This is a genomic window from Acidaminobacterium chupaoyuni (assembly GCF_047936785.1).
GTDB lineage: Bacteria > Bacillota > Clostridia > Oscillospirales > Butyricicoccaceae > Acidaminobacterium > Acidaminobacterium chupaoyuni.
Map to the genome: position 1 here is coordinate 265160 of NZ_CP176394.1, position 11284 is coordinate 276443.

Consider the following 11284-nt stretch of genomic DNA (forward strand, 5'->3'; position numbering starts at 1 on the left):
GTTTCAAGTGGATGCCTTGCGCCAGCCTTGCCTATATGCTAAAGTTATTGGGTAGAGATAGCGTGAAAAAAGTGCTACCCAAGATAGGAAAAGCTGAGGATGACAGAAAAACGCATTTTCGACACAACAGAATATGCGATGGAATTGTTCAATGACGAGATGGGGACATCGTTCTCCATGGACAGTGTTATTGTTCGTTGCTTCACACCGAAAACAGGACTATCCATCTACAAAGCGCTCTGCTCTGAGTTCTTTCCATTGTGGGAGGATCGAGCTGTTGAAGATCATGGGTATTTTGAATCCTTCCTCGGATATGCATTTTATTCTGATGAACATGATGGCATCATGCTTCGGTCTGATGTTGAGATGCCAGAAGAATACCTCATTGCCGTAATTCTGCATGAATTAGCGCACATTTTTTGTTCGCACAATGAAATACCCGGTGGACTCTTTTATTCCAGATACTGCGATGTTGAAACCGAGAACAAGATTGAGAACGGAACAATGTGCGCTGGCTATGCCATTTGGAGAGAGTTCATCGCCGACATGGTAATGACAACAGTAAATCCCTTTTATCAGGGACATCACCTTCGAGAATCTAAACCAGAGATTAAGAAGATTTTGAAGGAATTGTTTCCAACCGATCCAAACGCAAAACTGTGCTTATCGGTTCTCTTAACTCATGTAATGAGCAGCATTGAAATCATTTCCGCAGAGTCTTGGGAGGCAGCGGAGCAAATCCTTCGAAAAAGCCAGCTCTTTCCCAAAGAACAGTTTTATGCGATATTCCATTTAGTGTGGGGCAACCTTCGGCGTGGTGACTTCTGGACAATTACGCCTGACTTCATCATGGATTTAGGCAGCCAGTATCTTCTCTTAATGACTGGTATGATGATGGCGTCTATTTGATTTGAAAGGAGATTGCCATGGCTTCTCACCCAATCTATCAATTCTATGCTGAGCTTGATGATTATGAACCGAAAATCTGGCGGCGATTCCAAGTTATGAACAACATAACGATTGCCCGTCTGGGGTATATCGTCATGACTATGTTTGAAATGAAAGCAAGCCATTTGTTCTGCTTTGAGGTGCCATTTGGCGCAAACCATTACAGGCGAATGAAGCAGCGGCTTACCGAAGACGAGCTCAACAAACTCATTGGCATTTGGGACAAGGATGAAGTCGTTCGCTATGAAGTTCAAAACGAAATGACGGAAGATTTCGAGGATGAAAGCGCCGAAAATGCGGCAGCCGAAAATCTTCCTCGTGTCATCTATCATGTTGGCGACGAGTTGTCCCTTTCCTACGATTACGGAGATGGCTGGGAAGTCAAACTGGTTTTGGAGCAGATCATGGAGGATAAGGATTTGCCGGGAAAGGAACTGCCGCGTGTTCTTGCCGGCGAAGGGTACGGGATCATTGAGGACTGCGGAGGAACCAGCGGACTTGAAGATATCGCAAAAGCCTTTGCCAAAAAGAAGGGCTCCAAATATAAGGAATACTCCGAATGGCTTGGGATGGACGCTCTCGATTTGATTTCTTTTGACATTGCCGATATGAACTTCCGCTTGAAGAAAGTGCCTCGCATCTACGCTGACGCATATGAGCACGGGCTTGAGCCGACAAAGCAATCCATGAATCTGCTGGAACGGAAGTACAAGCAGGCTCAAAGATAAACGGAATTGAGCAAATATCTTTTTTGCTTGGATTAAAAATTGCCCTAAAAACATAAAGAACCCCCGATACGGTCAAATCGGAGGATGTATGCCCGGAAATACTTGAAAATAAAGGCTTTCACGAAATATCTTAATTACTCGCACTCGCCATAAGAAAAGCCCTGTAACTTCAACGGTTACAGGGCTTTTTCTATTTGTTTCAGTTTTCAATTTCAGCCATGCAAAAACGCAGGTTTTTCGCAATGGTTCATGATTTGTTCTTTGCGCGATCTGTCATCGACAATGTTTCTGTTTTTGATCACCGGCGTCAGAACGCCCTATCCCGGCAAATCGGAATTTGGCGATGCGAAGGTTATGCTCATAGCCTCCATAAGAAGCTGTTATATACCCAAGATGAAATTATCTATCTTGCGAACCTAAATTTTTTTGTAATGGTAGGTTCTCCAAATGATGAGTATATTCTCTTTGTCTTTTCATTCCACCCAGAAATCGAAAATTCAACAACTCCAAAATCAATTCCTTTACGAATGCACTCGCATATTACAATTTTTGCAAATCCTCTGTTTTCATACCCTGATTTTGTTGCAACTACTTCAATTTCCATAAGACTATTATCTTTGTCTAAATAGCCTACACAGGAAGAAATAGGAGTATTGTTGCTATCCAATAAAACTATATTTAGTGCCTGTATCAGCAGAGGATTGGTTCTGCAATGCTTATAACCTTTATCAATAACATCGCTATATTCTGAGTTAGGATTGAAAGAAAAAAATCTCTGTTTCTCAACTGCCGTCATATTTTTAAATTTTTCTTGATCGGACAATGTGAAACCATCTGGCAATGAAATATCGGGAAATGCTATCTTGTCTTTTGAATAAGTATATGTTACATCGGCATCGGTCTGAAAAGCAAACCCATTCTTAAAAAGAATACTTTGTTGCATTACATCACATTCACTAACAATTACAGAATATTCTTCCCCGAATTGATTTTTAAGTAAAAAATCAATCATGTTCTGAATAATCTCTTCTTTTTTTTCTGAAAGAAGATAATATTCACGCCCAAAATTTTCTGTGATTATGATTCCTTGTAGCTTGTCTGCTTTATCAAAATACAATTCAGCCTGCTTTTCAAACTGTAAATCATCTTGACTTTTTGTATCCCACCTACCATATCTCCATGCATATATTCTTCCTACTGACCAATCGCATATATGTATTGCATTCAAACGAGTGACTAATTCAATCATTTTTTCAAAATCATTGGATTTTTCCACATATGTTCTGTGCTTGTACAATTTACTCCCCACCTCCACCAATATAAATAAACTTTCGCTCACAGCTTCCCATTTATCAGTCTTTTCCGCCTGTCTGCGAAGTTTCCTTTTGGGGTTCTTTTTCGGGCGGAGTTTGGGCATAAACGCCGCTCACCCTTTCCAGGGCGCGGCAATATTCTTCGCGCACCCATAAGGGCGAAAGGATCTGCACCTTTTCTTCAAAGCCGAAAAGCCACGAGAAAAACTGAGGGCTCACATTCACCGAGACCCACACCTCGAAAAAGCCTTCTCCCGCGGGTAAAAGCTTCAGCTGCCTGCCAAAGCGATCGGCCACCACGCCGATGAGCCGGTTTTCCATGCGCAGGCGCACCGTTTCTTCTTTTCCGCCGAACATACCGAACAACCCGCGGGAATAAACGCCCATATCGAAGTTGCGAAATTCCTGCTGGCCGTCGCGCGGCTTGGCGTTTTGGCGGATCTCGGTCATTTTATCCACGCGGTAATGTTTGATTTTCTGTGAAACGCTGTCATAGCCCACCAGATAATAATTTTCGTCTTCCCATGCCAGGGCCCAGGGGCTGATCTGATAAAGGCCGCCCTCCTTGCGAAAACGGCTTTTCACCTTTTCGCCGCCGGTGAAATCCACCACCCATTCGAAATAGCGAAAGGTGATCTGGCTTTCGGCCGCGATGGCGTTATGCAGGGCATCCACATTATAATAAATGCTTTCGTTCATGGTTTTGATGCGGTTGGCCACATAGACCTGCCGCTGGAGCAGGCCGGCCTGATGGCGGCTGGAAAGATTTTCGACTTTTTTGATCAGCTCGGAAGATTTGCGGGCCGTGATGAATTTTGAAGACTGCACGGCATCCACCAGCAGCTTGAGTTCGGGCATTTCAAACTCGCGCGAAGCCAGAAAATAGCCCTGCGGCTTGGCGGTCTGCTTGATGATATCCATGCCGAAAAAGCGCAGCGTATCCAGATCGTCATAAATGCTCTTGCGCTCGGCTTCCACGCCCATGGCCTCCAGCCGCGCCAGAATATAACTCATGGTCAGGGGATGCTGTTCATCGCTTTCTTCCTCCAGCATCCGCATCAGATAAAGAAGCTTCATTTTCTGATTGGCGCTTTTTGCCATTTTCGCTCCCCCTTCCTATTGCCGGGCCAGCTGCGGGCCGCAGGAATTCCCATAGCGCGTGGCTGTTTTCACCCCGCCGATCACGCAGGAAACGCTCTCCTGTTCCCGATATCCCAGAAGTTCTTTGAACACAAAGCCCCAAAAAGCGCCCATCGCCTGCTTTTCTTCCCGCGAAAGCTCCCGGCGGCGCAGCTGGGGGTAAACGCATAAATGCACGCGCACAGGCGGAATGCCCATCACATCGTTGCAGAACACATAATGGCTCATCAGCTCGGCGTTCCTCAGCGAATCGATCAGGGTCTGCCACAGCTCGCCCGATTCCACAAACGACGAAAAACGCTTATAGGAACGGGGGAACTCTTCTCTCAGCCTTGCTTCCATTTCAATGGTGGTGATCTCCATGAAAAAACCTCCCTGTCTGTTTTATAACCGCATAATATACTCGCTTTTAAAATATGTCAACATATTTTCATCCACAAATAAACCACCAGCCATTTCTGGGCGGGGATGGAAAGCGACGGATGCACAGAAAGCGCCAGCGTTTTCTGCCGGCGCAAAAGGTTTTTTACAGAAGGTTGAAGAACATCGGGCAGGCGGCCCACCGAAACCTCGGCCATGGGCTGGCCCGCTTCATCCAGAAGGGGAAGCACAGGCCCCGCTTCGCCGCCCCCGCGCCGCAGCAGGAAAAGATCTAAAAATATCCATGGGCCCATGGCGGGCGGCGAAAGGCAGATCCGCTGTTTTTCGCGGTCGAGAATGGTCTGCACCACCTGCGGGTCAAGGCGTGTGCAGGGCGGCCGCGCCATGGGGGGCAGCGGCGGGCGTTCTTTGGCCGGTGGGCGGGGTGCTGCGGCCAGCGCCGCTAGGTTTCGCCTGCGCTCGGGGGCGGCCAGCGAAAGAAAATAATAAAGCTGCTGCATCCAGCCGTTTTCAAAGCAGAAGCGCATCATCCTCAGCGCCTGCTTCTGCGCCGCCGGCAGGTCTTCCATAAGGATCCGCGCCAGCTCCTCTTCTCTCAGCGCGGCTTCCGTCAGGCTGCGGGCCGTGGAAAAAGCGATCTCCGCCGGTTGGGCGATCAGCTGTTTTGCCGCCCGGGGCTGATGCAGCTCCTGGCGGAAGGCGCAAAGCATCGCCCGCCATCCCGCGGCGGCCGCCGCCGCGCCATAGGGCAGCAAGCGGACCATCCACTCCGCCGGGGGCAGCGGATGGTCGGGAAGCTCGATGGGAACCTCCACGGGAATGCAGCGGCAAAGCCCGCCGCAAAAAATGCTGATCTCTTTCATGCCGTTTCGCCTTCTGCATCAGAATGATCTCAGGGGTGTTCCAGCAAATTTCTCCTCTGTTCTTTGCTGCTTCTTCCCCCATTGCGCGATCCTCTGCGATCCTTTCTTCTCTCTGCCCCGCCTTCAAACACCCGCCGCCGTTGGATTCATCGATTCCGCGGCGCCTGCCTCCGCAGGAACCGTCTGTTCTTCTTCGCCTTCCTGCGCGTATAAGCAGACGGCAAGCTTTCCGCCGTCCTCGCTCTGGCAGATCTCGGCCCACAGCCGCCACCCGCTGCGCATCAGCATGGCGGGAATGGTGTTCTGCCGCCGCGGCACATATCCCACGGGCGTGCCATCCCGGCGGCGCAGGCAAAGCGCGTTGCAATCATGGAGGTTTTCGGGTTCGGGTTCCACCCTCAGCCGCTCGCCGCAAAAACAGGGCGGCCGGGGCGGCGCAAAATACCGCTGCCCTGCGGGCCGAAAGCGGTCGAGCAGTTGGGGCCCTTCCGCGGGGGCAAAGCGTTCCCCCAAAGCTTCTGCCCCCTGCCGCTCTGCCGCGGCGCGCAGATCGCCCAGCGCTTTTTTCCGTTTTCTGTTTTTCAGCCAGATCGCGGCGCCAAAGCCCATGGCCAAAAGGGGCGCCAGCCAAAGCCAGGCTCTCAGCGCTTCGCTCATGTTTGCCTCCGCGGCGGTTTTTCTGCGCATCAGCAAAGATACCCCATTTCCCGCAGATCGCAGCGGGCTTCCTGGGCGCTGTCTGCCGAAAACAGAAACCGCCCCAGGGTATCATAAACCTCCACATGACCGCCTTTATAAGTAATGGTATATTCCATCTTCAGCCCTCCCGTTTTTCTTGATAACCATACTATACCGGATAATATGACCAATATAACGGACTTTTCCCTGCGCCGGATGCCTTATTTGCTGCGTTTGGCGCGGGCCGAAGCTTTTGAAGGTGCTTTCTTTTTTGGGATGCCGCTGCTCCTGCAAAACAGATCGAACAGCTTCTATGCGGTTATTCTATCACACTTTGTCTTTTGTGCATAGCAAATCCAGGAAACCTGCCGATTTTTGCCGAAGGCGGTCGATTTTGCTTGATGTTGCCGCCGAAACCCCTTATAATGAAGAAGAATAACGGTAAAAAAACAAGAAAAGGAGCGAACCTTATGAACTATTCGAAAGAAGTAGAACATATGTGTCCTCTGGCGAAGGGCTGCGATCACGGCCCCGCACCGATTCCCGAAGAGGGAAAATGGGTCAAAGCTTATCAAATCGGCGATATTTCGGGCTTGACTCACGGCGTGGGCTGCTGCGCGCCCCAGCAGGGCACCTGCAAGCTGACCCTGAATGTAAAAAACGGCATTATCGAAGAAGCGCTGGTGGAAACCATCGGCTGCTCGGGCATGACCCATTCCGCGGCCATGGCCGGCGAAATTCTGCCCGGCAAAACCATTCTGGAAGCGCTGAACACCGACCTTGTCTGCGACGCCATCAATGTGGCGATGCGCGAACTGTTTTTACAGCTGGTCTATGGCCGCAGCCAAACCGCTTTCTCAGATGACGGCCTGCCCATCGGCGCCGGGCTGGAAGATCTGGGCAAGGGCTTGCGCAGCATGACGGGCACGATTTTTTCCACAAAATCCAAGGGCGTGCGCTATCTGGAACTGACAGAGGGCTATATCCTGAAGCTGGCGCTGGATGAAAACAGCGAAGTCATCGGCTATCAGTTTGTGCGTCTGGGCAAAATGCTGGAAGCCATCCGTCACGGTGAAGACCCCGGTGCGGCGTTCCAGAAAAACATCGGCACATACGGCCGTTTCGATGAGGCCGTGAAATATATCGACCCCCGCGAAGAATAAGGAAGGAGGAACACATTATGGCAACTTTTGAAAGTCAGGAAAGACGCATGCCCAAAATCGAGGCATGTCTGAAAGCCAACGGTCTGGAATCTCTGGATGCGTGCCGCGAGATGCTCCTTTCCAAGGGGATCGACTGCGACGCCATCGTGAAAGGTGTTCAAAACATCTGCTTTGACAACGCGGTGTGGGCCTATACTCTGGGCACCGCCATCGCGGTGAAGCGCGGCCTGCGCAGCGCGGCCGATTGCGCTTCCGCCATCGGTGAAGGCCTTGAAGCCTTCACCATCCCCGGCTCTGTGGCCGAACAGCGCAAAGTCGGCATCGGCCACGGCAATCTGGGCGCCATGCTGCTCAATGAAGAAACCACCTGCTTTGCCTTTTTGGCCGGCCACGAAAGCTTCGCCGCCGCCGAAGGCGCGCTGGGCATCGCCCGCACAGCCAATAAAGCCCGCAAAACGCCCCTGCGCGTGATTTTGAACGGTCTGGGCAAAGACGCCGCTTATATCATCAGCCGCATCAACGGCTTCACCTATGTGGAAACCGATTTTGATTTCGCCGCAGGCGAAGTGAAGGTCGTTCGCGAAAAAGCGTTTTCCACCGGTGAACGCGCGGCCGTTCGCTGCTATGGCGCCAACGATGTTTTGGAAGGCGTAGCGATCATGAAGCTTGAAAATGTGGAAGTTTCCATCACCGGCAACTCCACCAACCCCACCCGTTTTCAGCATCTGGTGGCCGGCACTTATAAAAAATGGGCCATCGAAAACGGCAAAAAATATTTCTCGGTGGCTTCGGGCGGCGGCACAGGCCGCACCCTGCATCCCGATAATGTGGCGGCGGGCCCCGCCAGCTATGGCCTGACCGACAGCATGGGCCGTATGCATGGCGACGCGCAGTTTGCCGGCTCTTCCAGCGTTCCCGCGCATGTGGAAATGATGGGCCTCATCGGCATGGGCAACAACCCCATGGTGGGCGCCACCGTTGCCTGCGCTGTGGCCGCTTCTCAGGCAAACGCCTAAAAAAGAAACCCGGCGTTTTCTCGCCGCGTCATAACAAAAATACCGCAGCTTCGGCTGCGGTATTTTTTATTTTTGTTTTCTGTGATCGCCGCTATCCCATTCTGTGATTGCCGGCGGCATATCCGTCGATAAAAAACGCCCGATCCACGGTAAAAGCGGGTATAAAAAAAGCAAAGAGAAAAATTCTCTTTGCTTTTTTTGGAGCGGGCAATGGGAATCGAACCCACCTCTAAAGCTTGGGAAGCTTTCATTCTACCGATGAACTATGCCCGCATCTTTTGGCTGTATGAAATATTATATAAGATTTGGCGGTCGATTTCAACCATGAAATGAAAAAACTTTGTCTGCCGGCCCCCGAGGCTTTACGCGCCCGGGGGGCCGGCTGTTTTTCAGATCGGCAGACTTTTTTTCTTGGCATAGGCCTCGGGGCATTTTTGCTGAAGAAAGCGGTCGAATTCTTCGGCGGTGCCTTTCACAAAGCCTTCTTTGGCCACCATGATGCCCTGGCGTTTGGGCAGCATCAGCACCACCATATTGGGGCTTTCGATGACTTTCTGCACTTCTTGAAAGGGGATCTTCTGTTCCCCGCCGGTCTCCATGTTTTTCATGGTAATCTCATCGCCGAAAGAAACCGAGATGGCGGCTTCTTTGCCGCCCGAAGCCTTCATCTGGCGCTGATAAACCTTTTTGGCCGTTGATCTTCCCCTGTCGAAGAACATCCAGAAGCAAAGCAGGGCGCAGGCCAGCGCCACAATGAATAAAAACGGGCTTCCCTTCCCTTTGGAAACCAGGGAAAGCTGCATCCCCGCCACCACCAGAAGCAAAACGCCGTAAACCAGCGAAAAGCCCTGATGTCCCTTGCTGAAAGTTGCCGCGGCGAATTCTGTCAGCCGCTCGCGCGTGAGCGTATACCGGTTTTCAAACAGTTCGTTCATGTGCGTTCCCGCCTTTCATTCGTCTTGTGTCAGCCCCCAGACACGGCAGCAGACAAGGTGGCAATGGCTGCCGCGCCGCCCGATCAGCCTCACGCGTTCTTCGCCGCCGATGACGGCCAGATCGCGCAAAGTCAGTTCTTCTTCGCCATTTTCGCCTTCGATGCTGCACCGGCCATGGGTGCAATAGATCAAAAACTGTTCGCCGCGGGGGCAGAAAGGCATCAGTTTTTCTTCGCCCTCCTGCAGCACAAGGCTGATGACTTCGGCCTGTGTGCCGCCGCGCATCATGGCGTTGTAATCGGTGGCGCGGCCGCGGCTTTGGGTGTGGCCGCCGCCATCGAAAGCAACCTGTTCATAGGGCAAAAGCGCGGTTTCGCTCTGCCCCTCGAAAGTCAGGTGCAGCGCGCCTTCCAGAACCATCAGAATGCGCCTTACGCCCTCCAGGCGGGTGAAATCCGAGCGTTCGCCTTCCACCGTGGCGCTGCTCAGGCGAAACAGGAAATTGCGTTTTGCATATTCCGCCGTTTCGGGATAAATGTAAAGCTGGGTCGTTGTGCCGCCGCTCCAATGTGAAACGGGGTAAGAGCCTGCTCTTGCGATGCGGATCATGGAATTGCTCCTCCTTTTGGCCGCGAGGCGGCATGGATTCTCTTTTATAAAGGATATCGGCATCAGCCGTTTTTATGCGTTTTTTTGGCCGCTTTTTCAGCGGCTTTTTGGGTTTTGCGGGCTTGCGCCTGCGCCAGCAAAGCCTCTTTCATCTGCTGCAGATCCTGCTCGCGGTCATGCGGCTGCATGGTGGGGAAAGCGCGGATCAGGCGCTTGTGGATCAGCTTGCTGCGCTGCTGCAAAGCGTTGCGGCGCTGGCGCAGGCTGTCGGCGGCCAGAAGCAAAGCTTCGGCGGCGGCTTCCTTGCGCTCGCTGCGGCGCTCGGCGCGTTCTTCGCGGGCTTCTTCCCACCGCCCGCCGATCTCCACCTTCAAAGATTCCAGGCGCTGCGTTTCTAAATTGCGCAGATCTTCGGCCATGGTGTGCAGCTGTTCCAGCTTGCCGTTGAGTTCCAGAATGGCACGCACCGTGATAAAGGTGTCACAGGCAAACACGGCCAGCGTGCCAAAAGCCACGCCCACCAGCCATCCGCCTTCCAGCATGCCGACGAGCCGCAGCACAAAGGGGTTGATCACCCGCATGGCCAAAACCGAAAGGGCGCCGAACATCAGCGAATTGCGCAGGCATACCCTGCCGTGAAGGTTGAAACGATAGGTGGAATAATCCCACCATTTCGTGTGGAACAAGGTTTCCAAAAGCCAGCCGGTCAGATATTCCAGCGCGCTGGTGGCGGCCATGCCCGCCAGAAACAGCAGCGGAATGCTGTGTTGATAAGGGGTCAGCAGCGTCACAACGATCATCGCGCCAAACCCATAAACCGGGCAGACGGGCCCGTTCAAAAAGCCCCGATTGATCCATTTTCGGGCGCCGATCGAGCAATAAACGCTTTCACAGGCCCAGCCCATCATGCTGTATAAAGCAAACCCCAGAAAAAATTGACAGAATGCTGTCATCTCACTTCTCCTTCCGGCGTCTGCTTATTTGATGATATCGATATTGCCGTCAAGACGGTCTTTCGGCGCGGGCTTTTCGCCCTTGGGGTAACCCAGAGCCAGGCTGCCCACCATCACATTTTCTGCGGGAACGCCGATCTTTTCAAAGAAAGCCTTGCCCTCTTCGGTGGCGAACAGGCCGTTGACACAGTTGATCCAGCAGCTGCCCAGGCCCAAAGAATCGGCGGCCAGCATCATGTTCTCCATCGCCAGCGAAGCGTCCTTCTGGGGGGCGATGGCGTCGGCTTTGGCCGTTACCACGATGATCGTGGGGGCGTCATAAAACGGATTGGTTTCGATTTTGCGATAAACGCGGCAAAGCTCGGCAAGCTCGCTCACCAGCTGGGGGTTTTGCAAAGCGGTCAGATGCCACGATTGCTGGTTCATGGCGCTGGGCGCCCACGCGCCGCATTCCAAAACGGTTTCCAGTTCTTCATCGGTGACCTGTTTTGCTTCATAAGCGCGCCAGCTGCGGCGATCGAAAATCTGTTTTACCACTGCGTTCATAAAAAATTCCT

The 11284-nt window shown here is 52.2% G+C and carries 14 protein-coding genes and 1 tRNA gene; 4 read left to right on the plus strand and 11 right to left on the minus strand.

All coding sequences use genetic code 11. The features are described from left to right. The first annotated feature begins 99 nt into the window (after positions 1-99). Both ACJA3I_RS01375 and ACJA3I_RS01380 read left to right on the plus strand, forming a co-directional pair. Positions 100-909 carry a hypothetical protein gene (locus tag ACJA3I_RS01375; RefSeq protein WP_458862978.1) on the plus strand — a complete coding sequence of 270 codons (810 nt, stop codon included), beginning with the start codon at positions 100-102 and terminating at the stop codon, positions 907-909. Positions 910-926: 17 nt separating this feature from the next. Continuing rightward, positions 927-1676 carry a plasmid pRiA4b ORF-3 family protein gene (locus ACJA3I_RS01380; protein WP_458862979.1) on the plus strand — a complete coding sequence of 250 codons (750 nt, stop codon included), beginning with the start codon at positions 927-929 and terminating at the stop codon, positions 1674-1676. 403 nt (positions 1677-2079) lie between these two features. Here the strand turns inward: ACJA3I_RS01380 and ACJA3I_RS01385 are convergent, their stop codons facing one another. The 6 genes from ACJA3I_RS01385 to ACJA3I_RS01410 form a co-directional block, all read right to left on the minus strand. Next, positions 2080-3093: a GNAT family protein gene (locus tag ACJA3I_RS01385; protein ID WP_458862980.1), complete on the minus strand. Its 1014-nt coding sequence runs from the start codon at positions 3091-3093 to the stop codon at positions 2080-2082. Continuing rightward, entirely contained in the window at positions 3029-4090 is a 1062-nt protein-coding gene (locus ACJA3I_RS01390; protein ID WP_458862981.1) for a helix-turn-helix transcriptional regulator, read from the minus strand. The genes ACJA3I_RS01385 and ACJA3I_RS01390 overlap by 65 nt, the downstream gene beginning before the upstream one ends. A 15-nt stretch (positions 4091-4105) precedes the next feature. Next, complete coding sequence (locus tag ACJA3I_RS01395; protein ID WP_458862982.1) at positions 4106-4492, minus strand: hypothetical protein; 387 nt, start codon at positions 4490-4492, stop codon at positions 4106-4108. 56 nt (positions 4493-4548) lie between these two features. Next, positions 4549-5373, minus strand: a complete 825-nt coding sequence (locus ACJA3I_RS01400; RefSeq protein WP_458862983.1) for a hypothetical protein — start codon at positions 5371-5373, stop codon at positions 4549-4551. 123 nt (positions 5374-5496) lie between these two features. Beyond that, entirely contained in the window at positions 5497-6030 is a 534-nt protein-coding gene (locus tag ACJA3I_RS01405; protein WP_458862984.1) for an HIRAN domain-containing protein, read from the minus strand. A gap of 29 nt (positions 6031-6059) precedes the next feature. Beyond that, a complete protein-coding gene (locus ACJA3I_RS01410) occupies positions 6060-6188 on the minus strand; it encodes a hypothetical protein (protein WP_458862985.1) in 129 nt (42 codons plus the stop codon). 333 nt (positions 6189-6521) lie between these two features. On the opposite strand from ACJA3I_RS01410, the gene ACJA3I_RS01415 reads away from it, so the two are divergent. Both ACJA3I_RS01415 and ACJA3I_RS01420 read left to right on the plus strand, forming a co-directional pair. Then, complete coding sequence (locus ACJA3I_RS01415; protein WP_458862986.1) at positions 6522-7214, plus strand: iron-sulfur cluster assembly scaffold protein; 693 nt, start codon at positions 6522-6524, stop codon at positions 7212-7214. 17 nt (positions 7215-7231) lie between these two features. Beyond that, positions 7232-8230: a GGGtGRT protein gene (locus ACJA3I_RS01420; RefSeq protein ID WP_458862987.1), complete on the plus strand. Its 999-nt coding sequence runs from the start codon at positions 7232-7234 to the stop codon at positions 8228-8230. 199 nt (positions 8231-8429) lie between these two features. Here the strand turns inward: ACJA3I_RS01420 and ACJA3I_RS01425 are convergent. The 5 genes from ACJA3I_RS01425 to ACJA3I_RS01445 all read right to left on the minus strand — a co-directional run bounded on the left by ACJA3I_RS01425 (position 8430) and on the right by ACJA3I_RS01445 (position 11273). Next, positions 8430-8503, minus strand: a tRNA-Gly gene (locus tag ACJA3I_RS01425). A 116-nt stretch (positions 8504-8619) separates the two neighbouring features. Further along, the gene (locus ACJA3I_RS01430; RefSeq protein ID WP_458862988.1) at positions 8620-9165 is read right to left on the minus strand and encodes a YcxB family protein; all 546 of its coding nucleotides are present in this window, start codon (positions 9163-9165) and stop codon (positions 8620-8622) included. 15 nt (positions 9166-9180) lie between these two features. After that, the gene (locus ACJA3I_RS01435) at positions 9181-9774 is read right to left on the minus strand and encodes a HutD/Ves family protein (RefSeq protein ID WP_458862989.1); all 594 of its coding nucleotides are present in this window, start codon (positions 9772-9774) and stop codon (positions 9181-9183) included. Between the two features lie 62 nt (positions 9775-9836). After that, entirely contained in the window at positions 9837-10727 is an 891-nt protein-coding gene (locus ACJA3I_RS01440) for a putative ABC transporter permease (protein ID WP_458862990.1), read from the minus strand. Positions 10728-10751: 24 nt separating this feature from the next. Then, positions 10752-11273 carry a nitroreductase family protein gene (locus ACJA3I_RS01445; RefSeq protein WP_458862991.1) on the minus strand — a complete coding sequence of 174 codons (522 nt, stop codon included), beginning with the start codon at positions 11271-11273 and terminating at the stop codon, positions 10752-10754. Positions 11274-11284: the final 11 nt, after the last annotated feature.

Excerpts from the sequence above, each read along its gene's own strand:
- ACJA3I_RS01375 (WP_458862978.1), top strand. The coding sequence starts at position 100 with ATGACAGAAAAACGCATTTTCGACACAACAGAATATGCGATGGAATTG.
- ACJA3I_RS01380 (WP_458862979.1), top strand. The coding sequence starts at position 927 with ATGGCTTCTCACCCAATCTATCAATTCTATGCTGAGCTTGATGATTAT.
- ACJA3I_RS01385 (WP_458862980.1), bottom strand. The coding sequence starts at position 3,093 with ATGCCCAAACTCCGCCCGAAAAAGAACCCCAAAAGGAAACTTCGCAGA.
- ACJA3I_RS01390 (WP_458862981.1), bottom strand. The coding sequence starts at position 4,090 with ATGGCAAAAAGCGCCAATCAGAAAATGAAGCTTCTTTATCTGATGCGG.
- ACJA3I_RS01395 (WP_458862982.1), bottom strand. The coding sequence starts at position 4,492 with ATGGAGATCACCACCATTGAAATGGAAGCAAGGCTGAGAGAAGAGTTC.
- ACJA3I_RS01400 (WP_458862983.1), bottom strand. The coding sequence starts at position 5,373 with ATGAAAGAGATCAGCATTTTTTGCGGCGGGCTTTGCCGCTGCATTCCC.
- ACJA3I_RS01405 (WP_458862984.1), bottom strand. The coding sequence starts at position 6,030 with ATGAGCGAAGCGCTGAGAGCCTGGCTTTGGCTGGCGCCCCTTTTGGCC.
- ACJA3I_RS01410 (WP_458862985.1), bottom strand. The coding sequence starts at position 6,188 with ATGGAATATACCATTACTTATAAAGGCGGTCATGTGGAGGTTTATGAT.
- ACJA3I_RS01415 (WP_458862986.1), top strand. The coding sequence starts at position 6,522 with ATGAACTATTCGAAAGAAGTAGAACATATGTGTCCTCTGGCGAAGGGC.
- ACJA3I_RS01420 (WP_458862987.1), top strand. The coding sequence starts at position 7,232 with ATGGCAACTTTTGAAAGTCAGGAAAGACGCATGCCCAAAATCGAGGCA.
- ACJA3I_RS01430 (WP_458862988.1), bottom strand. The coding sequence starts at position 9,165 with ATGAACGAACTGTTTGAAAACCGGTATACGCTCACGCGCGAGCGGCTG.
- ACJA3I_RS01435 (WP_458862989.1), bottom strand. The coding sequence starts at position 9,774 with ATGATCCGCATCGCAAGAGCAGGCTCTTACCCCGTTTCACATTGGAGC.
- ACJA3I_RS01440 (WP_458862990.1), bottom strand. The coding sequence starts at position 10,727 with ATGACAGCATTCTGTCAATTTTTTCTGGGGTTTGCTTTATACAGCATG.
- ACJA3I_RS01445 (WP_458862991.1), bottom strand. The coding sequence starts at position 11,273 with ATGAACGCAGTGGTAAAACAGATTTTCGATCGCCGCAGCTGGCGCGCT.